At 68.9% G+C, this 20,366-nt stretch carries 20 protein-coding genes; 10 read left to right on the forward strand and 10 right to left on the reverse strand.

The features are described from left to right. Positions 1–57: 57 nt before the first annotated feature. On the forward strand, positions 58–270 hold the full coding sequence (locus tag ACFQZQ_RS09040; protein ID WP_386812423.1) for a hypothetical protein: 213 nt from the start codon (positions 58–60) through the stop codon (positions 268–270). A gap of 457 nt (positions 271–727) precedes the next feature. On the opposite strand, the gene ACFQZQ_RS09045 is transcribed toward ACFQZQ_RS09040, so the two are convergent. The 6 genes from ACFQZQ_RS09045 to ACFQZQ_RS09070 form a co-directional block, all read right to left on the reverse strand. Beyond that, a complete protein-coding gene (locus ACFQZQ_RS09045; RefSeq protein ID WP_386812424.1) occupies positions 728–1,849 on the reverse strand; it encodes an NAD(P)H-dependent flavin oxidoreductase in 1,122 nt (373 codons plus the stop codon). 412 nt (positions 1,850–2,261) lie between these two features. Beyond that, positions 2,262–2,522, reverse strand: coding sequence for a YbdD/YjiX family protein (locus ACFQZQ_RS09050; protein WP_386812425.1), 261 nt, complete (start codon positions 2,520–2,522; stop codon positions 2,262–2,264). After that, the gene (locus ACFQZQ_RS09055) at positions 2,494–4,584 is read right to left on the reverse strand and encodes a carbon starvation CstA family protein (RefSeq protein ID WP_386812426.1); all 2,091 of its coding nucleotides are present in this window, start codon (positions 4,582–4,584) and stop codon (positions 2,494–2,496) included. The genes ACFQZQ_RS09050 and ACFQZQ_RS09055 overlap by 29 nt, the downstream gene beginning before the upstream one ends. A gap of 227 nt (positions 4,585–4,811) precedes the next feature. Further along, positions 4,812–5,804 carry a magnesium and cobalt transport protein CorA gene (locus ACFQZQ_RS09060; protein WP_386812427.1) on the reverse strand — a complete coding sequence of 331 codons (993 nt, stop codon included), beginning with the start codon at positions 5,802–5,804 and terminating at the stop codon, positions 4,812–4,814. 39 nt (positions 5,805–5,843) lie between these two features. After that, on the reverse strand, positions 5,844–7,034 hold the full coding sequence (locus tag ACFQZQ_RS09065; RefSeq protein WP_386812428.1) for a lipoprotein N-acyltransferase Lnb domain-containing protein: 1,191 nt from the start codon (positions 7,032–7,034) through the stop codon (positions 5,844–5,846). A gap of 46 nt (positions 7,035–7,080) precedes the next feature. Next, positions 7,081–7,947, reverse strand: coding sequence for an HlyC/CorC family transporter (locus tag ACFQZQ_RS09070; protein ID WP_386812429.1), 867 nt, complete (start codon positions 7,945–7,947; stop codon positions 7,081–7,083). A 255-nt stretch (positions 7,948–8,202) separates the two neighbouring features. Between ACFQZQ_RS09070 and ACFQZQ_RS09075 the strand changes: the two genes are divergently transcribed. Then, a complete protein-coding gene (locus tag ACFQZQ_RS09075; protein WP_386812430.1) occupies positions 8,203–8,697 on the forward strand; it encodes a hypothetical protein in 495 nt (164 codons plus the stop codon). Positions 8,698–8,707: 10 nt separating this feature from the next. Here ACFQZQ_RS09075 and ybeY read toward each other — a convergent pair whose 3' ends face one another. The 3 genes from ybeY to ACFQZQ_RS09090 form a co-directional block, all read right to left on the reverse strand. After that, positions 8,708–9,190 (reverse strand): rRNA maturation RNase YbeY, encoded by a 483-nt coding sequence (gene ybeY / locus ACFQZQ_RS09080; protein WP_386812431.1) that lies wholly within the window; start codon positions 9,188–9,190, stop codon positions 8,708–8,710. A gap of 50 nt (positions 9,191–9,240) precedes the next feature. Further along, on the reverse strand, positions 9,241–10,224 hold the full coding sequence (locus ACFQZQ_RS09085; RefSeq protein WP_386812432.1) for a PhoH family protein: 984 nt from the start codon (positions 10,222–10,224) through the stop codon (positions 9,241–9,243). Positions 10,225–10,416: 192 nt separating this feature from the next. Further along, complete coding sequence (locus ACFQZQ_RS09090; protein WP_386812433.1) at positions 10,417–10,656, reverse strand: hypothetical protein; 240 nt, start codon at positions 10,654–10,656, stop codon at positions 10,417–10,419. Positions 10,657–10,790: 134 nt separating this feature from the next. On the opposite strand from ACFQZQ_RS09090, the gene ACFQZQ_RS09095 reads away from it, so the two are divergent. The 4 genes from ACFQZQ_RS09095 (at position 10,791) to ACFQZQ_RS09110 (ending at position 14,768) form a co-directional block, all read left to right on the forward strand. Then, entirely contained in the window at positions 10,791–11,474 is a 684-nt protein-coding gene (locus tag ACFQZQ_RS09095) for a TetR/AcrR family transcriptional regulator (RefSeq protein WP_386812434.1), read from the forward strand. A gap of 103 nt (positions 11,475–11,577) precedes the next feature. Continuing rightward, a complete protein-coding gene (locus ACFQZQ_RS09100) occupies positions 11,578–12,561 on the forward strand; it encodes an HlyD family secretion protein (RefSeq protein WP_386812435.1) in 984 nt (327 codons plus the stop codon). A gap of 174 nt (positions 12,562–12,735) precedes the next feature. Then, positions 12,736–13,677: an ABC transporter ATP-binding protein gene (locus tag ACFQZQ_RS09105; protein WP_386812581.1), complete on the forward strand. Its 942-nt coding sequence runs from the start codon at positions 12,736–12,738 to the stop codon at positions 13,675–13,677. Next, positions 13,674–14,768 carry an ABC transporter permease gene (locus ACFQZQ_RS09110; protein WP_386812436.1) on the forward strand — a complete coding sequence of 365 codons (1,095 nt, stop codon included), beginning with the start codon at positions 13,674–13,676 and terminating at the stop codon, positions 14,766–14,768. Before ACFQZQ_RS09105 ends, ACFQZQ_RS09110 begins: the two co-directional genes overlap by 4 nt. A 129-nt stretch (positions 14,769–14,897) precedes the next feature. Here ACFQZQ_RS09110 and miaB read toward each other — a convergent pair whose 3' ends face one another. Continuing rightward, complete coding sequence (gene miaB, locus ACFQZQ_RS09115; protein ID WP_386812437.1) at positions 14,898–16,301, reverse strand: tRNA (N6-isopentenyl adenosine(37)-C2)-methylthiotransferase MiaB; 1,404 nt, start codon at positions 16,299–16,301, stop codon at positions 14,898–14,900. Positions 16,302–16,443: 142 nt separating this feature from the next. Here miaB and ACFQZQ_RS09120 point away from each other — a divergent pair, with 142 nt between their 5' ends. The 4 genes from ACFQZQ_RS09120 to ACFQZQ_RS09135 all read left to right on the forward strand — a co-directional run bounded on the left by ACFQZQ_RS09120 (position 16,444) and on the right by ACFQZQ_RS09135 (position 20,229). Continuing rightward, complete coding sequence (locus ACFQZQ_RS09120; RefSeq protein ID WP_386812438.1) at positions 16,444–17,385, forward strand: lytic transglycosylase domain-containing protein; 942 nt, start codon at positions 16,444–16,446, stop codon at positions 17,383–17,385. Between the two features lie 188 nt (positions 17,386–17,573). Beyond that, positions 17,574–18,206, forward strand: coding sequence for a ubiquinol-cytochrome c reductase iron-sulfur subunit (petA, locus tag ACFQZQ_RS09125; protein WP_386812439.1), 633 nt, complete (start codon positions 17,574–17,576; stop codon positions 18,204–18,206). A 3-nt stretch (positions 18,207–18,209) separates the two neighbouring features. Continuing rightward, positions 18,210–19,469 carry a cytochrome b gene (locus tag ACFQZQ_RS09130; RefSeq protein ID WP_386812440.1) on the forward strand — a complete coding sequence of 420 codons (1,260 nt, stop codon included), beginning with the start codon at positions 18,210–18,212 and terminating at the stop codon, positions 19,467–19,469. After that, a complete protein-coding gene (locus tag ACFQZQ_RS09135) occupies positions 19,462–20,229 on the forward strand; it encodes a cytochrome c1 (RefSeq protein WP_386812441.1) in 768 nt (255 codons plus the stop codon). Before ACFQZQ_RS09130 ends, ACFQZQ_RS09135 begins: the two co-directional genes overlap by 8 nt. The last annotated feature ends 137 nt before the right edge of the window (positions 20,230–20,366 follow it).

The raw sequence follows: 20,366 nt of genomic DNA on the forward strand, positions 1-20,366 counted from the left end.
GCCGGTGTGGTCGCGGGTCGGCGTTGTACCCGATGGGTACGGCGTGCGGAGCGGACCATGATCGGCAAATCCCCCACCGGCACCTCCGGCAGCGGACGCTCCGGGGCCGGAACACCCTTCAAGCTGAGTGAACAGCGCAGCGGCCGCGACCGGCGGCAGGGCCACGAGCGCCGCGAGGAGGTCCGCTACGAGCCGGCCAAGGCCGACCGCCGCAGCGGCAGCGACCGCCGCACCCACGGCGGCTGGGACGACGTGCCGATCCGGCGTTGAGGCGCAGCGGCGCCGCGCTGGAAGGCACCCCCGGCCCGGCCGCGGGGCAATGGCAGCCGTGAGCCTGTGCCGCATCGAAGCCGATCCCAAGGATGCGCCGACGGGTATGCGGGCAACCCTCCGAAGCGGTGGGCGCATACCTTTGACGCGGTGCCTGCCTACCTTCGCCGGTATCCGCGCATACCTCCCAAGCGCTCCCGCGGACCTGCAAAGCGGTGTCCGCATACCTCCGGAGCATTCGCGGACGGCTTCGACGCAATGCGCGGATACCTCCGAAGCAATGCCGGCATACCTCCCGAGCGGCTCGGGCGACCTGCAAAGCAGTGTCGGCTGCCTTGCGGGCATTCGCGGACCGCTTCCAAGGTATGCGCGCATACCTGCGAAACCCCGTCGCCTGCCTCAAGGCCGTGCGGCCAGGGCCGTGGGGCGGGTTTCAACCCGCCGCCCGTCCGCGGTGTCACTCCAGCGCTTGGCGCCCGGCCTGCCCCAGTGCCACGCCGGTGTCGCGCACCAGCGAATCGAACAGTTCACGCGCGTGGCGGTGACGCAGCAGCAGCGCCGCCTGGCCGGCCCATAGCGAGATCAGGTCGCCGCGGCCCTGCGCCACCGCGGCCGGCTTGAAGCTGCCGGTGAACCAGCTCTGGATCGGGTAGGGGAAGAAGCCGGTGCCGTGCGCCAGGCCTGCCACGCCCATGCCGTCGCGCATGTCCTCGACGAACCGATTGCGGATGCCGCGCGCCAGCCGGCCGCTGAACGCGCGCGTGAGCGCCGTGTACTTCGCCTGATCGCTGAACAATGCCGCGCGGTGGACCGCGCTGGCGTTGGATTCCTCGCAGGCCAGGAATGCGGTGCCGACCTGCACGCCGCGCGCGCCAAGCATCAGCGCCGCGGCGACGCCGCGCCCGTCGGCGATGCCGCCGGCCGCGATCACCGGCGCGCGCACGCGGTCGACGACCTGCGGCACCAGCGCCAGGGTGCCGGTCAACGAGTCCTCGGCCGAGCGCAGGAACGACACCCGGTGGCCGCCGGCCTCCATCCCGGTGGCGACGATCGCGTCGACCCCGGCCGCGTCCATCGCCAGCGCCTCGTCGACGGTGGTGACGGTGCCGATGGTGGCGATGCCGCGACGCCGGCACTGCTCGAGGATCTCGGCCGACGGGATCCCGAACACGAAGCTGAAGACCGGCGGCGCGACCTCGAGCAACGCCTCGACCTGCGCCTCGAACGCCTCGCCGTAGCGCGGCGGCATGGCGGGTGGTGGCAGCCCGAGTTCGTCGTAGTACGGCCGCAGGCGCGCGATCCCTGCCTCGAACTGCGCCGCGGTCAACGCGTCGCCGCCGAGGTCGGCGTTGGAGACCCACAGGTTCAGTGCGTACGGTTGGCTGGTGCGGGCGCGGATGCTGGCATCGAGCGCGCGGATTGCGTCCGGCGCGAGGTGGTGGATGCCGAACGAGCCCAGGCCGCCGGCCTCGGACACCGCGGCCAGCAGCTCGACCGAGGACAGGCCGCCGCCGAACGGGCCCTGCACGATCGGATGGCGCAAGCCGAGGCGGCGGCTAAGTTCGGTGTCGTTCCACATGGCAGGGTCCTTTGCGGTGGGGAGGTCGCGGCTGCTGCTTCTGGTTCGGCGGTCCGGGCACGCGCGGGGCCGCCGGGGTTGCATATCGCTCGTCATTCCTGCGAACGCAGGGATCCAGTGCCTTTGCTTGGAAAGGTGCCGAAGTCGCTGGATGTTCGGCTCCGCCGAAGTAAAGCGGAGCCTGCTTTCGCAGGAATGACGAGCAAGAAAACAGACGCAGTTCCACGGTGCCGAGAGATCGAGTGAGGCGTGTGCACCTGATGCCCGCACTCTAGGCGCCCACACGGCAGCAATGACAGCGCACTGCGGATCGGTGTGTTGCAGCGATCGCCCTGATCGGCGCCCCTCGCGGTCGATGGTGCGTCATCGAGCGCTGCCCTCGACGGCGGGATTACGCCGACCGGCGACTTTTTCAGCAGCAGCGGCTGCGGCCCTTGCCGTAGCGCGCCAGCATGCGCTCGTGGAAGAACGCATCGCGGCCCATCGGCTCGCGCCCGGGATGGCGGCGACGGACGTGCTCGACGTAGTGGTCGTAGTCGGGGATGCCGATCGCGGCCCGCGCGGTCTGCGCTGCCGCTCGCCACCAGCGCGTGGCCAGATGAAGCGCGCCGCGCGCGAGCCATGCCCCGGCCAACGCGCCGCCCTCAGCGCGCGATCGAATCGAGTGCGACATAAGCGCTCTCCCGCGACGATGGCGCCTGGCTGCTGCGTGCCGCGAACGCCGCGCGCAAGCCGAAGCACACGATCGCCACCACCACCGCCACGAACAGCGCGGTCAGCCCGGCATCGATGTAGTTGTTGAACACCACCCGCTGCATCTCCTCGATCGACTTGGCCGGCGCCAGCAGCTCGCCGCGCGCGGCCGCATCGGCGAAGCGCCGCGCGTTGGCGATGAAGCCGATTTTCGGGTTCGGGTCGAACAGCTTCTGCCAGCCGGCGGTTAGCGTGCACACCAGCAGCCACGCGGTCGGCAGCAGCGGGATCCACAGGTATTTCTCGCGCTTCATCCGCACCATCACCACGCAGCAGAACACCAGCGCCAGGCCGGCGAGCATCTGGTTGGCGATGCCGAACAGCGGCCACAGCGTGTTGATGCCGCCCAGCGGGTCGACCACGCCCTGGTACAGGAACCAGCCCCAGCCGGACACGGCCAGCAGCGTGCAGGCGATGTTCGCGCCCCAGCTGTCGGTGCGCCCCAGCGGCGCGTAGGCCATGCCGAGCAGCTCCTGGATCATGAAGCGCGCGACGCGGGTGCCGGCATCGATCGTGGTGAGGATGAACAGTGCCTCGAACAGGATCGCGTAGTGGTACCAGAACGCCATCATCCCCTGGCCCGGGATCAGCCCGTGCAGGATCTGCGCCATGCCGACCGCGAGCGTCGGCGCGCCGCCGGTGCGCGAGAGGATGGTGGTCTCGCCGATGTCGCGCGCGGTCGCGGTCAGCACCTCGGGGGTGAGCACGAAGCCCCAGCTGGAGATCGCCGCGGCCGCGGACTCGGCGCTGGTGCCGATCAGCGCCGCCGGCGCGTTCATCGCGAAGTACACGCCCGGCTGCAGCACGCACGCGGCGATCAGCGCCATGATCGCGACGAACGCCTCCATCAGCATGCCGCCGTAGCCGACCAGCGGGATATGCGCCTCGCTGGAGATCAGCTTCGGCGTGGTGCCCGAGGCGATCAGGGAGTGGAAGCCCGATACCGAGCCACAGGCAATCGTGATGAATAGGAACGGGAACAACTTGCCCGAGAACACCGGCCCGCTGCCGTCGATGAACCTGGTCACCGCCGGCATCTGCAGGTCCGGCATCGCGATCACTATCGCGAGCGCCAGCATCAGCACGGTGCCGATCTTGAGAAAGGTCGACAGGTAGTCGCGCGGCGCCAGCAGCAGCCACACCGGCAGCACCGCGGCGATGAAGCCGTAGCCGATCAGCAGCCACGCCAGGGTGGTGCCCTGGAGGTGGAACAGCTCGCCCCATACCGGATCGACCGCGACCTTGCCGCCGACCCAGATCGCCAAGAGCAGCAGCGCCAGGCCCATGATCGAGACCTCGAGGATGCGGCCGGGGCGGAAGTGGCGCAGGTACACGCCCATCGCGACCGCGATCGGGATCGTCATCGCCACCGTGAACGTGCCCCACGGGCTCTCGGCCAGCGCCTTGACCACGACCAGCGCCAGCACCGCGAGCAGGATCACCATGATCATCAGGATCCCGACCATCGAGATCACGCCGGCCGCCGGCCCCAGTTCGGCGCGGATCATCTCGCCCAGTGAGCGGCCGTCGCGGCGCGTGGAGAAGAACAGCACCAGCATGTCCTGCACCGCGCCGGCCAGCACCACGCCGACCAGGATCCACAGCGTACCGGGCAGGTAGCCCATCTGCGCCGCGAGCACCGGCCCGACCAGCGGCCCGGCGCCGGCGATCGCGGCGAAGTGGTGGCCGAACACCACCGACTTCTCGGTTGGCACGTAGTCGAGGCCGTCGTTGCGGCGCCACGCCGGGGTCGCGCGGGTCGGGTCGATGCCCAGCGCGTGCACCGCGATCCAGCGGCCGTAGAAGCGGTAGGCGATCGTGAACACCGACACCATCGCGACCACCAGCCACATCGCGTTGATGGTCTCGCCGCGCGCCAGCGCCACCGTGCCCAACGCGAAGGCGCCCAGCACCGCCAGGGCGATCCAGCCGGCCATGCCGATCCAGCTGATCGCGCCCCTGGATCCGGAAAGTCCCTTCATTCGCACGCCTCCGAGTCGAAGCGTGCAGCGTCGCGCGCGCCGCCGGCCGGGGTCAATGCGCAGTGCGGCATCGCAGCGGCGACTTTGGTCCAAGAGTTCGCTGGTGGTGGTGGCAGGTTGTGAGCCGGACGGCTTCCGGGCGCGCGCGCTGCTGTAGATCCGCGCCTGCGCGGATCGCTTGCGCTTGCGTGCGGGAAAGCAATCCGCGCAGGCGCGGATCTACAGCGTCACAGCCACTTCGCGCGGCGCAACATGCGGAACAGCGCCACGCACACCACCGCGGTGATCCCGATCAGGATGTAGTAGCTGTAGCGCCCGTGCAGTTCCGGCATGTGGGTGAAGTTCATGCCGTACCAGCTGGCGATCAGGGTCGGCGCGGCCAGCAGGCCGGCCCAGCCGGCCAGGCGTTTGACCACCTCGCCCTGGCGGATAGTGACCAGCGACAGGTTGACGCTCATCGCCGCGGTCAGCATCTCGCGCAGGGTGTCGGTGGTCTCGTTGATGCGCACCGCGTGGTCGTGCACGTCGCGGAAGTAGAGCTGGCTTTCCTCGTCGATCAGGCCGCCGCGGGTGCGCGCCAGCTGGCCGAGGATGTCCTGCAGCGGTGCCACCGCCATCCGCAGCCGGGTCAGCTCGCGCTTGAGGTCGTAGAGCTTCTGCACCGTGCCCTTGCGGAAGTCGACGGCGAAGATGTCGTGCTCGAGCTCGTTGAGCTCCTGGCTGAACTCGTCGACGATCGGGGTGAAGTTGTCGACGATCAGGTCCATCACCACGTACAGCGCGGCGCCCGGGCCATGGGGCATGTCGTCGGGCTCGCGTTCCAAGCGCGCGCGCGCCGGCGCGTAGCTGGTCGAGGCGCCGTGGCGCACGGTTACCAGGTAGCGTGGGCCGACGAACAGGTGGGTCTCGCCGAAGCGGATGTGGTTGTCCACCGACTGCGCGGTGTGCACGGCGATGAACAGCGAGTTGCCGTAGGTCTCGAGCTTGGGGCGCTGGTGTGCGTTGTGCGCGTCCTCGACTGCGAGGTCGTGCAGGCCGAATTCCTCCTGCAGCTTGTCGAGGATCGCCTCGTGGGGCTCGTACAGGCCGACCCAGACGAAGCTGCCGTCATCGACGGCGAGCACGTCGCTGATCGCATCCAGGGTGATATCGCGGCGCGTGCCGTCGGTGGCGTAGGCGGCGGCGTTGATCACGCACGCGGGCAGGGAAGGATCCTTCATGCCGGCATCGTGCCCGCGCCGCGGCATGCGGGCAAGGCGCTACGGGCGCCGGCGGCCCCAGGTCCAGGCCAGCGCCGCGTGGATCGGCAGCAGCAGCGCGATCCAGTGCGCGTTGCGTTGCGGCAGCAGCGGCAGCCAGTTCGCGAACAGCGCGATCACCGCGCAGGCGACGACCGCGACCAAGGTGATGCCGAACCAGCGCCGCGGCGTACGGCCGCGCAGCAGCGTCCACGCGCCCGGCAGCAACAGCCAGCACAGCGGGTTGAACAGCAGCAGGTTGTGGTTTTGCCAGCCGATGCGATGGTCGGTGCCGAACCAGATGAACAGCAGCAGCGCGCCGACCACGCCGCACAGCAGCCACAACGGCAACACCACGGCGGCCAGCACGCGCGGCTTGCGGCGGCCCAGCGCTAGCAGCCCGGCGCCGATCGCGAGTCCTGCCAGTGCCCACGGCCACCAGCGGATTGGCGCGTCCTGCGGTTCGGGTGCGATCGTGTGCGGCAGCAGCGGCTGCGCGGCGCGCACCACCGGCGTGCGATCGGCGGCGCGGGTCTCGCGCAGCGCGTCGGCCAGCCGCATCGGCACGAAGGATTCGGCCCACACCGACAACGGCCGGTCCGCATCCGGGCCCAAGCCGATGTCGAAGCCCAGCCACATCCACGGCGCCGGCGACGCCAGCCGCAGCGCCTCGCTGCGGTAGGTGCTGCCGTGCGAGCGCGACTCGCTCTGCCGGCGCAGTTCGCCACCCAGGGCGCGGTCGATCGCGTCGCGCACCCGGGTCGAGCAGTTGTCGAGGAAGTAGTCGTAGCGGTAATGCGCGTTCTCGGGCCGCGCGTTCTGCGCCAGAGCCGCGGCGAGCGCGCGCGCCTCGCTGTCGTCCAGCGCCAACCATTGCAGCGCGACGCCGCGGCCGACCTGCTGGTAGTACGCCAGGTCGTCCTCCAGTGGCAGCGCTACCAGCCGGTAACGCATGTCGCCGCGCACGAAGCGGGCGATGAAGTCGGACTCGCCCGGGTCGAAGAAACCGAAGTTGTACGAGGTCGCCGTGCCGCTGGCCGGATCCTGCACCAGCACCGCGTTGTGGCCGAAGCGCTCGAAGAAGATCTCGCCCGGCTGCATGGTGACCACGCCGATGCGCGGTGCCGGGGCCTGCGCGGTCGCGGCCGGCGGTGCCGCCAACACCGTCGCCGCGCCGAGCCACATCAGGCAGGCCAGCAGCAGCCGGAGCATGCGGCGGTAGGAAGCAGGGCGGAGCGGGGCGGACTGCGGCAAGGCGTCAGGCATCGCCGAGCACGCCAACATGGAACGCGTGCACGCGCCGCGCGTCGGCGCCGGAGACCCGGAACACGAAGCGCCCCAGCGTGAGTTCCTCGCCGGCCTCGGGCAGGTGGCCGATCGCGGCGGTGATCAGGCCGCCGATGGTGTCGTACTCGTCTTCGTCGAAATCGGCGCCGAAGCGTTCGTTGAAGTCGGAAATCGGGGTCAGCGCATCGACCACGAACTGGCCATCGGCCTGCGCCGCGATCAGCGCGTTCGGGTCCTCGGCGTCGTCGTGCTCGTCGTCGATGTCACCGACGATCTGCTCGAGCACGTCCTCGATCGTGAGCAGGCCGGCGACGCCGCCGTGCTCGTCGATCACGATCGCCATGTGGTTGCGCGACTGGCGGAACTCGCGCAGCAGCACGTCCAGGCGCTTGGATTCGGGAATCAGCACCGCCGGGCGCAGCAGTTCGTGGATCGTGCCGGGACCGTTGTCGGCGACCACGCCCAGCAGCAGATCCTTGGCCAGCAGGATGCCGAGGATTTCGTCCTTGTCCTCGCCGTGCACCGGGAAGCGCGAGTGGCCCGACTCGACCACCATCTTCATCAGGTCGATGAAGCGGGCCTCGGCCGGCAGCGCGACCATCTGCGCGCGCGGGATCATCACGTCGCCGACGGTGAGGTCGGACACGGCGATCGCGCCTTCCATCATCCGCAGCGTGTCTGCGGCTATCAGGCCGTCGGCCTGGGCATCACGCAGCAGTTCGACCAGGTCTTCGCGGGTGGTCGGTTCGCCGGACAGCGCCGAACTGATGCGTTCGAGCCAGGAGCGGCGGGGCTCAGGGTGCCTGGCAGCGTGGGTACTACTGTCGTCCTCGGACATTGCGTTCTTTTACGGCGTCTAAGCCCTGGGGGATGGGCGGCGGGGGCAGTCTAACTCGGAAGGGTCAATCGGGTGCCGGGCCGGGGCGCGCGACGGTTGGGTTGCCCGACACCCGTGCGCGGCGATTCCCGACCGCTGGCCCCGCACTGTGGCGATGCCGGCGCGCCACCGGACCCGCGATCGTGCAGGCACCGCGGCATGACGCCGCGATGCGACCGGCGTCGTGCCGCTCGCCACTTCAAGCAAGGAGCTTGCATGTCCCTCAATCGAATCCGACTGGCCCTGACGCTGGCCGCCACCCTCGTCGGCTTGATCCTGCTGTGCCGCCCGGCCGACGCCGCGACGGCGCGCTACGTCGACGTCTACGCCTACCTGCAGACCGACGCCCAGTTCGAGGCCTGGCATCGGGTGACGGCGGGCCTGCGCCGCGATTTCGACGCCATCTGCGGCGACACCTTCTGCGAGGGTGATTACAGCAACATCGCGTCGCTGCGCTACCGCTGTTCGGTCGAGCAGGCCAGCGGGCGCATCGGGCAGTGCCTGTGGGTGCTGGCCGGCAGCATGGAAGAAGTGGACCCGGCGACCGGCCGCATCCGCGTGACCGCGAAAGTCTGGCGTTGCCGCAGCCCGCTCGGGCGGCTGGTGAGGTTCGAGGAACTGCTGCAGGCGCTCGATGTCGCCGAACCGATCCGCGCGCAGCTGCCCGGCAGCGGCCGCTCGCTGTACGACGGCTTGGGCGAGTGTCTGTAGCGCGTCGGCGTCAGGACTCGCGGTACGGGTCGGCGATGCCGAGCGTGGCCAGGATCTCGCGTTCGAGCTGCTCCATGCATTCGGCGTCGCGGTCGTCGTCGTGGTCCCAGCCCAGCAAGTGCAGCGCGCCGTGCACGGTCAGGTGGGCGTAATGCGCGGCCAGCGGCTTCTTCTGCTCGCGCGCCTCGCGCGCGACCACCGGAGCGCAGATCACCAGGTCGCCGAGCAGCGGCAGCTTGACGCCCTCGGGCAGGCCTTCGGGCAGGTCGGCCGGAAAGCTCAGCACGTTGGTGGCGTAGTCCTTGCCGCGGTAGTGGCGGTTGAGCGCGCGGCCTTCCTTGTTGCCGACGATACGGATCGCCAGGTCCGCTTCGCGGATGCGGCTTTCCAGCGCGGCGGCGACCCACTTGCGGAAGCTCACCGCGGCCGGCACGCCGGTGCGCGGCACTGCATAGCTGATGCTGACATCCAGGCGGACCGGACCCACTGTCATGGCGTCGTCATTCCCTGCGTCGGAGAGGTGGTTCGAGGGGTGCTCATGGATCAAGCCGGGCCGGTCGCGGTGTCGTTGGCATCGCGCGCGTCGTAAGCCATCACGATGCGCGCCACCAGCGGATGGCGCACCACGTCGCGCGCCTCGAAGAACGTGAAGCTGATGCCGCTGACTTCGTGCAGCACGTCCAGCGCGTCGCGCAGGCCGGATTTCTGGTGCTTGGGCAGGTCGATCTGGGTGAGGTCGCCGGTGACCACGGCGGTGCTGCCGTAACCGATGCGGGTCAGGAACATCTTCATCTGCTCGATCGAGGTGTTCTGCGCCTCGTCGAGGATCACATAGGCGTCGTTGAGCGTGCGCCCGCGCATGTACGCCAGCGGCGCGATCTCGATGACGTTTTTCTCCAGCAGCTTGACCACTTTCTCGACGCCGAGCATCTCGTACAGCGCGTCGTACAGCGGGCGCAGGTAGGGGTCGACCTTCTGCGCGAGGTCGCCGGGCAGGAAGCCGAGCTTCTCGCCGGCCTCGACCGCCGGGCGCACCAGCACCAGCCGCTGCACACGCTCCTCGTTGAGCGCCTCGACCGCGCTGGCCACGGCCAGGAAGGTCTTGCCGGTGCCGGCCGGGCCGATCCCGAAGTTGACGTCGTGGGTGGCGATCGCGTGCAGGTACTTGGCCTGGTTCGCGCCGCGGCCGCGGATGGTGCCGCGCTTGACCCGGATCGCGACTTCCTGCGGCTCGATGTCGGCGTTAACGAATTCGTCGGCGCCCAGTTCGGCCAGGCGCAGATGGATCGCCGGCTCGCTGAGGGTCTCCTGCGCGGCGTCCTTCCACAGGTCGCGCAGCAGGCGTTCGGTCTTGTTGACCGCCGGCGGCGGCCCGACCACGCGGAACGCGTTGCCGCGGTTGCCGATCTCGACCCCGAGGCGCAGTTCGATCATGCGCAGGTGGCCGTCGAACGGGCCACTGAGGTTGGCCAGGCGTTCGGCTTCGGGCGGGTCGAGGGTGAATTCGGACGTGGTGCGTGAAGGCATCGGGGGCTGACTTCAGGGACGCGCGAACCCTGTCGCGCAGGCCCGACAGCTTGCGCCCGCCGCGGCGTTTTCGCAAAGCGGGCGCATCCTGCCGCAGCCCGCCGGCGCTGCTTGATTGCACTGGCGCGGTGTTGCGTGCACAGGGCCGGCCGTCTATCGAGATCGCTGCGATGAGTGCGGTGCGACCGGCGGTCAGCGCCGGTCCGTTGGTGGGCGGCCGCTGCGCGCGGCATGCACTATCACCGCCAGGCCCGCGATCGTCGTGATCACCGCCCCCACCAGCCACAGCCACGCGACGGTGTCGGGGGTGAAACCCTGATCGTCGAAGGCACGCACGAAGAAGCGCGCGAATCCGAGTGCGCCGATGGCGCAGAACCAGAAGCCGACGAGGCCGCGCTGGAGCAGGCTGGATTCGCGTCGGGTGGGGGGCATCGGTCCAGCCTGCAATGGAGGGGGGCGACAGGATATCGGCAGCCATTCGCGGCTTCAGGAAAGCGGCCCGTGGCTGCGCGACCGTTCATCGTCTCGGGCTTGCAAATAATTAATCGTTGAATTAATTAAGGCGAATGGCTCAGCACCCCGTCCCCGATCCGAAACGCCCGCGCGCGTCCGCGGCCAAGCGCGCCCGCACCCCAGGACGGCCCACCGGCGAGAGCCCTGACCTGCGCGCGCGGCTGCTGGACGCGGCGATCGGCTGCTACGTGCACCGCGGTATCGCCGCGACCTCGTTGCGCGCGATCGCGCTCGAGGCCGGGGTCACGCCGGCGTTGCTGCACTACTACTTCGGCGACAAGCAGCAGTTGCTCGAGGCGGTGATCGAGGAGCGCCTGATGCCGGCGCTGGAGTCGCTGCGCGAGCCTTTGCTGCGTGCGGGCGACGACGTTGCGGCGCTGGTGGTCGCGTTCGTGCGTGGCGTCGGTGAGGTGGTGGCGAAGCACCCGTGGCTGCCGTCGCTGTGGGTGCGCGAAATTCTCAGCGAGGGCGGCGCGCTGCGCGAGTTGCTGGTGAACCGTATTGCGCCGCAAGTGCCGCAGATGCTGGCGCAACGGTTTGCCAAGGCGCAACGCGAAGGCTCGATCAATCCCGATCTCGACCCGCGCCTGCTGGTCGTGTCGCTGGTCGGGCTGACCCTGTTTCCGGCGGCCGGCGCGCCGATCTGGCGGCGGATCTTCGATGCCGACGACCTCGATGCGGCCGCGCTGCGCGAGCACACGATCGCCTTGCTCGACCGCGGCATCGGCGGTAGGTGAAGGGTGCACGGATGAAGACCTCGATAGCGGTCGCCTCGCCGATTACGCCCGATGCCCACGCCGTGCCGACATCGGCGGGCGGGCAACCGGACGGGAGAATTCGATGAAAACTGCTGGCCGGATGATCGTGTTCGCCGCGATGGTCATGGCGATTGCGCTCGCGCTGGCCGGTTGCCGCGCCGAACCGCCGCAGGCGTTGGGCACGCTGGAATGGGAGCGGATCACCGTGCCGGCGCCGGTGGCCGAGAAGATCGTCCGCATCGACGCGCACGAAGGCCAGCGGGTCGCGGCGGGTGCGCCGTTGCTACAGCTCGAGCTCACCCGCACGCAATCGCAACTGGCTGCGGTGCAGGCGCAGGCGCGGCAGGCCGAAGGCGCGCTGGCCGAACTGCAGGCCGGGCCCCGCCGCGAAGCGATCGCCCAGGCCCGCGCCAGCCTCGCGGCCGCGCAGGCGCAGGCCGCCGATGCGCGTGCCTATTACGCGCGGCTGCAGCCGTTGGGTCGACGCAAGCTGGTCGCGGCGGCCGACGTCGATCGCGCGCGCGCCGCCGCCGGCCAGGCCGACGCGCAGGTGCGCGCCGCGCAGGCCGCGCTGCTGGAGCTCGAGCGCGGCACCCGCCGCGAACAACTCGCGCAGGGCGAATCCGCGTTCGCCGCCGCACAGGCGCAAGCCGCCACGCAGGCGGTAGCGCTGCAGAAACTCGCGTTGGTTGCGCCGCGCGCCGGGGTGGTCGACAGCCTGCCGTACAAGCTTGGCGACCAGGCCCCGATCGGTGCGCCGCTGGCGATCCTGCTGGTGGGCGACGCACCGTACGCGCGGGTGTACGTGCCCGAGCCGATCCGCGCCGACGTGCGCGTCGGCCGACGCGCCCTGGTGTTCGTCGACGGCCGCGCGCAGCCATTGGCCGGCGTGGTTCGCACGATCCGCAGCGAGCCGAGCTTCACCCCGTACTACGCGTTAATCGGCAAGGACGCCGCGCGCCTGAGTTACCTGGCCGAAATCGAACTGAGAGGCCAGGACGCGATGCAGCTTCCGGCCGGCCTGCCGGTGCGGGTCGAGTTCATCCAGGACGGACGTGGTGATTAGCGACGCGCCCGCCGCTGCTCTTGCTCGTCACTCCCGCGAAAGCGGGAATCCAGCGACTTTGCCCCTCGTCCCCAAGCCAGAAATCGAAAGGCACTGGATTCCCGCTTTCGCGGGAATGACGGTCTCAAACAGGACGGGGATCTGATGGCTCCGCCGGATCTTTCGGATATCGCGATCCGCGCCCGCGGCCTGACCAAGCGCTTCGGCGCGCTGGTGGCGGTCAGCGAAGTCGCCCTGACGGTGCCGCGCGCGCACGTCTACGGCTTCCTCGGCCCGAACGGTTCCGGCAAATCGACCACCATCCGCATGCTGTGCGGCCTGCTGACGCCCAGTGCCGGCGAGATCGAGGTGCTCGGCCTGCGCATCCCCGAACAGGCCGAGGCGCTGCGCCGCCGAATCGGCTACATGACCCAGAAGTTCTCGCTGTTCGACGACCTCAGCGTGCGCGAGAACCTCGAGTTCCTCGCCGCGGTGCAGGACATCCCCAGGGCGCCAGCGGCGCAGCGCATCGACGAGCTGGTGCGGCAGTACGACTTCGCCGATCGGCAAAAGCAGCTGGCCGGCACGATGAGCGGCGGCCAGCGACAGCGCCTGGCGCTGGCCGGGGCAGTGATCCACCGGCCCGAGTTGCTGTTCCTCGACGAACCGACCAGCGCGGTCGACCCCGAATCGCGCCGCGACTTCTGGGAAAAGCTCTTCGACCTCGCCGATGGCGGCACCACGATCCTGGTCTCGACCCACTACATGGACGAGGCCGAGCGCTGCCATGGCCTGGCGATCCTCGACCAGGGCGTGCTGGTCGCGCATGGCACGCCCGATGCCTTGACCGGCGCGCTGGCCGGGCGCACCGTCGCGGTCCATGCCGCGCAGCCGCGGCAAGCGCAACGCGCGTTGCTGGCGGTGCCCGGCGTGCTCAGCGTGGCCCAGATCGGCAATGCCTTGCGGGTGCTGACCGCCGGCGATGGCGATGCGGCGGGGCGGATCCGCGACGCCCTGTCGAAAGCGGCGTTGCGGGCCGAGGTCGAAGCATCGCAGCCGAACCTGGAGGACGTGTTCGTCGCCGCGACGCGCGGCCGCGAGGACGCGGATGGCAAGCCCGGGGAGCGCGCCGCATGAACTGGCGGCGGCTGTTCGCGATCGTGCTCAAGGAGCTGCGGCAGATGCGCCGCGACCGCATCACCCTGGCGATGATTGTCGGCATTCCGGTGCTGCAACTGGTGTTGTTCGGCTACGCGATCAACCTCAACCTGCGCGGGCTGGAGACGGCCATTGCCGACCAGGCCGGGACCGCGGGCTCGCGCGCGCTGGTGATGGACATGGTCGCGACCGGGGTGATCAAACCGGTCGCACAGGCCCGCACGCCGCAGGAAGTGATGGCGATGCTGCGACAGGGCCAGATCAGCATGGGCGTGGTGATCCCGGCGGACTTCGAGCGCCGGCGCATCGACGGCCGCGAAGCGGTGCAGGTACTGGTCGACGGCAGCGATACCGTCGTGCAGAGCGCGGCGATCCAGCTGGCGCAGATGCCGATCGACAGCGCCCGGCCGGGGGCGGCGATCGTCGCGCCACGGCAGATCAGCGTCGTTGCGTTCTACAACCCCGAGCGGCGCTCGGCGATCAACATCGTGCCGGGCCTGATCGGCGTGATCCTGACCATGACCATGGTGATGTTCACCGGCGTGGCAATCGTTCGCGAACGCGAACGCGGCAACATGGAACTGCTGATGGCCACGCCGGTCAGCCGCAGCGAGTTGATGATCGGCAAGGTGCTGCCGTATGCCGCGATCGGGCTGGTGCAGACCACGGTGGTGTTGCTGCTGGGGGTGAGCTTGTTCGCGGTGCCGATCCGCGGCAGCGTGTTCGACGTCTACATCGCGGCGGTGTTGCTGATCCTGGCCAACCTGACCATGGGCCTGCTGATCTCGACCAAGGCGCAGTCGCAGTTCCAGGCGATGCAGATGACGTTCTTCGTGTTCCTGCCGTCGATCCTGCTGTCGGGCTTCATGTTCCCGTTCGCCGGCATGCCCAAGGTCGTGCAGTGGCTGGCCGAGCTGCTGCCGCTGACCCATTTCCTGCGCCTGATCCGCGGCGTGATGCTGCGCGGCGCCGGCCTGTTCGAGCTGTGGACCGACGTGCTCGCGCTGCTGGCCTTCACCGTGGTGATGATGTCGCTGGCGATCCTCCGCTTCCGCAAGCGGCTGGATTGACCGCGAAGGGCCTGGTGGGCGCGGCTCCACCCGCGAGCTCTTGGTTGCGGTACCGCGCCCATGAAAAAGCTCGCGGCTGAAGCCGCGCCTACTCCCCGAAGGAAGTCCCCTTGGAAGACGGCAGCCGGCTCACGCTGCTCGTTCGTCGGTGGTCACTACCCGGCCACGCAACGAGTTCGACATCGCCTCCGTGACCACCACGTCGACGAACTGGCCGATCAGGCGCGGGTCGCCGGGGAAGTTCACGAAGCGCATGTTCTCGGTGCGCCCGGTCATTTCGTTCGAGTCCTTCTTCGAGGGACGTTCGACCAGCACGGTCTGCACGCTGCCGACCATCGCCTCGGAGATCGCCTTGGCGTTGGCGTTGATCGCCGCCTGCAGGCGCAGCAATCGCGCGCGCTTGTCGGCGTCGCTGGTGGTGTCTTCGAGATCGGCCGCGGGGGTGCCGGGCCGGCGCGAATACACGAACGAGAACGACTGGTCGAAGCCGACGTCCTCGATCAGCTTCATGGTCTTGTCGAAGTCGGCGTCGGACTCGCCCGGGAAGCCGACGATGAAGTCCGACGAGATCGCGATGCCGGGCCGAACGCTGCGCAGCTTGCGGATCTTCTGTTTGAACTCCAGCGCGGTATAGCCGCGCTTCATCGCCGCGAGCACGCGGTCGCTGCCGGCCTGCACCGGCAGATGCAGGTAGTTGGCCAGCTGCGGCACGTCGCGGTAGGCCTCGACCAGCGAGTCGGAGAACTCCAGCGGGTGCGAGGTGGTGAAGCGGATGCGGCCGATGCCGTCGATCTGGGCGATGGAGCGGATCAGCAGGCCGAGGTCGGCAACCTCGCCCTCGCCGTAAGGACCGCGGTAGGCGTTGACGTTCTGCCCGAGCAGGTTGACCTCGCGCACGCCCTGCGCGGCGAGCTGCGCGACCTCGACCAGCACATCCTCGAACGGCCTGCTGACCTCCTCGCCGCGGGTGTAGGGCACCACGCAGAAGCTGCAGTACTTGCTGCAGCCTTCCATGATCGACACGAACGCGCTCGGGCCCTCGGCGCGCGGCTCGGGCAGGCGGTCGAACTTCTCGATCTCGGGAAAGCTGATGTCGACCTGCGGCTGGCCGGTCGCGCGGCGGGCAGCGATCAGCTCGGGCAGGCGGTGCAGGGTCTGCGGGCCGAACACCAGGTCGACGTAGGGCGCGCGCTTGACGATCGCCGCGCCTTCCTGCGAGGCCACGCAGCCGCCGACGCCGATGATCACCGGGCGGTCGCCGCGCTTGTGCTCTTTCCAGCGCCCGAGCCGGCTGAACACCTTCTCCTGCGCCTTCTCGCGGATCGAGCAGGTGTTGATCAGGATGACGTCGGCGTCCTCGGCCTTGTCGGTCAGCACCAGGCCCTCGCTGGCGGCGAGCACGTCGGCCATCTTGGCCGAGTCGTACTCGTTCATCTGGCAGCCGTGGGTCTCGATGAACAGCTTGCCCGGGGCGGGCTGGGGGCTGTCATCGGCGCCGGGGAGGGTGGCGGGGAGGGTCTGGGCGTCGGTCATGGCTCGGTCCGGGGAGGGCGGCGGTTAATCCGCTCCGGAAGGGGGGCGCCAGTTTAGCGGCCGCTGGCCCCGAAAGGACCACCGTCGCGTTTTTCGAATCAAGGACTTGGCAACGCCGACTCGACGGGAGACACTCGCGACCATGAGGGGGGGCTCACTGCTGCTGGGGACCATCTGCCTGCTGGCCACCGTGCCGGCCGTGGCAGGCACCGTGTTCCGTTGCGAAACCGCCGATGGCGGCCGCAGCTACGTCAGCAAGCGCGTATCCGGCGGCAAGTGCACGCCCGTCAGTTCCTACAGCGCCAGCCGCTACCAGCCGCCTGCGGTGTCCATGCCGTCCAGGCCTGCATCGGTGGGCAGCGTCGTCCCGGTCAACAACGTTGCCGGTTCGCCCGCGTCGATCGACAGCGGTGCCCCCGCCACCTTCATGGACGCGCCGTCCGGTGGCGGTGCCAGGCCTGCCGCGGCGCCGGCTCCGGTTCGTTCCAGCACCGGGGCTCCGCGGCTGGTGCAGGGCCAGGTCTACTCCTACATCAAGGATGGCGTCCGCCACTACAGCAGCAAGCGCCCCAAAGGCGTGGCCAACGCCAGCGCGGTGCGCACGATCAAGTACAGCTTCATGGAGACCTGCTTCGCCTGCGCGGCCAAGCCGGGGGTCAATTTCGGCTCGATCCGCCTCAACACCGAGGCGTTCCGCCACGAGATTGCCGCCGCCGCACAGCAGTACGGCGTCGAGGAAGCCATCGTCCGCGCGATCATCCATGCCGAATCGGCCTACAACCCCAACGCACTGTCGCGCGTCGGCGCACAGGGGCTGATGCAGCTGATGCCCGCCACCGCGCGCCGCTTCGGGGTCAGCAATTCCTTCGATGCCGGCCAGAACATCCGCGGCGGCGTGCAGTACCTGGCCTGGCTGCTGAAGCGCTTCAACGGCAACCTGACCCTGGCCGCGGCCGGCTACAACGCCGGCGAGGGCGCGGTCGACAAGTACAAGGGCGTGCCCCCGTACAGCGAGACCCAGCGCTACGTAGTCCGCGTCGGACAGCTGGCCGAGCGCTACCGCGGCACCCCCCTGACGCGCTGACAACCGCATTGCGTCGGGCGCCGGCCACCCTGCGGCGCACGCGACAATGGTCAGGATCGATGCGGCGCGGATTGTCGGGTCGTTAACCGTTCCGTTACACTTCCCCGTCTATTTGAGCCGCGAGCCGTCGCCAGTGGTGCGGGCGGTGCGGCGAAACTTCGATACACACAAGTTTTGCGGAGTGCCGGATGGCCAACCAAGGGGTCACTGATCCTACCCATGAGCCGGTCAACAGCGGCCGTCGTCGTTTCCTGACCGCGACCACGGCGGTGGTCGGCGCGGTGGGCGCCGGCTTTGTCGCCGTGCCGTTCATCAAGTCGTGGAATCCCAGCGCGCGGGCCAAGCTCGCCGGCGCCCCGGTGACCGCCGACATCAGCGCGCTCGCCGAGGGCCAACGCCTGGTCCTGGAGTGGCGCGGCCAGCCGATCTGGATCGTCAAGCGCTCCAAGGCGATCCTGCAGGCGCTGCCGACCCTGGACAATTTGCTGCGCGACCCCAAGTCGACCAACCTCGACCAGCAGCCGGCTTACATCAAGGGCGAACTGCGCTCGATCAAGCCCGAGATCTCGGTGCTGGTCGGCCTGTGCACGCACCTGGGCTGCTCGCCGGAAATGAAGGCCGAGATCAAGCCCGAGCCGTTCGATCCGGCCTGGAAGGGCGGCTACTTCTGCCCTTGCCACAAGTCGAAGTTCGACATGGCCGGCCGCGTGTTCCAGGGCGTGCCGGCGCCGACCAACCTGGTCGTGCCGCCGCACTACTACGAGAACGACACCACGATCGTGGTCGGCGTGGACCCCTCGAACAGCCAGGGAGCTGCGTAAGTCATGGCGAACATCATCACCCGTAGCGCCACCGGCGTCTGGGACTGGGTCAATGCGCGCGCGCCCGGCATGATGCCGGTGTACCGCAAGCACATGAGCGAGTACTACGCGCCGAAGAACTTCAACCTCTGGTACTACTTCGGTTCGCTGGCGCTGCTGGTGCTGGTCAACCAGATCGTCACCGGCATCTTCCTGACGATGCACTTCAAGCCGTCCGCGGCCGAGGCGTTCTCGTCGGTCGAATACATCATGCGCGACGTCGAGTGGGGCTGGCTGATCCGCTACATGCACAGCACCGGCGCCTCGCTGTTCTTCATCGTCGTCTACCTGCACATGTTCCGCGGGCTGATGTACGGCAGCTACCAGAAGCCGCGCGAGCTGGTGTGGATCCTGGGCATGCTGATCTACCTGGTGCTGATGGCCGAAGCCTTCATGGGCTACGTGCTGCCCTGGGGCCAGATGTCGTTCTGGGGCGCCAAGGTGATCATCTCGCTGTTCGGCGCGATCCCGGTGATCGGCACCGGCCTGACCGAATGGATCATGGGCGACTACCTGCCCGGCGACGCGACCCTCGGCCGCTTCTTCGCCCTGCACGTGATCGCGTTGCCGCTGGTGCTGCTGCTGCTGGTGGTGCTGCACCTGGGCGCGCTGCACGAGGTTGGTTCCAACAATCCGGACGGCGTCGACATCAAGTACGGCCCGAAGGGCAACCGCTGGGACGCGAGCAAGCCGGCCGACGGCATTCCGTTCCACCCGTACTACACGGTCAAGGACCTGGTGGGGGTCGGCTTCTTCCTGATCATCGCTGCCTTCATCATCTTCTTCGCGCCGGCGTTCGGGGGGTGGTTCCTCGAGCACGACAACTTCGTCGAGGCCAACCGACTGGTCACGCCAGAGCACATCAAGCCGGTGTGGTACTACACCCCGTATTACGCGATGTTGCGCGTCATCCCGCACAAGCTCAGCGGCGTGATCGTGATGTTCGCCGCGATCGCGGTGCTGTTCACGGTGCCGTGGCTCGACCGCGCCAAGGTCAAGTCCTATCGCTACCGGGGCCTGATCTCCAAGCTGATGTTGGGCCTGCTGGCGGTGTGCTTCGTGTGGCTGGGCAAGATTGGCGCCGGCCCGGGCACCGACCCGGTCGAGACCATCATCGGCCGCGTACTGACCTTCCTCTACTTCGCGTTCTTCATCACGATGCCGCTGTGGACCAAGCTCGACAAGACCAAGCCGGTGCCGGAACGGGTGACGATGCATGACTAAGATCACTCTCAACAGCCGCGCTTTCCAGAAACTGGCGGTGTTCGCTGCAGGCGTGCTGGTGTCGGTGTCGGCGTTCGCCGCCGGCGGTGGCAACCTGCTGCAGGCCGGCACCGACCTGGGTGACCGCGCGTCACTGCAGCGCGGCGCCCAGCTGTACATGAACTACTGCTCGGGCTGCCACTCGCTCAAGTACCTGCGCTACTCGCGCATGGGCGAGGACCTCGGCCTGAGCGAAGAAGAGGTAATGAGCAACCTCAACTTCACCGGCGCCAAGTTCGGCGAGCAGATCCAGGTCAGCCTCACCGCCGACCACGCCAACCAGTGGTTCGGCAAGATGCCGCCGGACCTGAGCGTGATCTCCCGCGTGCGCGGCAGCGACTGGATCTACACCTACCTGAAGTCGTTCTACCTCGACGAGTCGCGCCCGCTGGGCTGGAACAACCAGCTGTTCCCGAACGCCTCGATGCCGAACCCGCTGTGGCAGATGCAGGGCCTGCAGCACGCCGAATACGGCGCGGCCGACCCGGCCACCGGCGAGCGCCACGTCGTCGGCCTCAAGGTCACTCAGCCCGGCACCCTCGACGCCGCCGGCTTCGACCAGGTTGCGCGCGACATCACCACATTCCTCGAGTACGCCGGCGAACCGGCCGCACTGCAGCGCCAGAGCATGGGCGTCTGGGTGATCCTGTTCCTGGCGATGTTCACGTTCATCGCCTATCTGCTGAAGATCGAGTACTGGCGCGACGTAGACAAGCACTGAGCACAGCTCCATCTGCAGGCACGCCGCGCATCCGTGTGCGGCGTGTCGGTGACCGCCCCGGTCCGGTTTCGGATGCCGGTGGGTGGCAACAGGGCGGGCTCGAGGCCGTGACGACCTTCCACACAGGGTGGATGGCG

Origin of the sequence: Lysobacter koreensis (genome assembly GCF_042677045.1) — a bacterium.
In the GTDB taxonomy this organism is placed as follows: Bacteria; Pseudomonadota; Gammaproteobacteria; order Xanthomonadales; family Xanthomonadaceae; genus Lysobacter_K; species Lysobacter_K koreensis.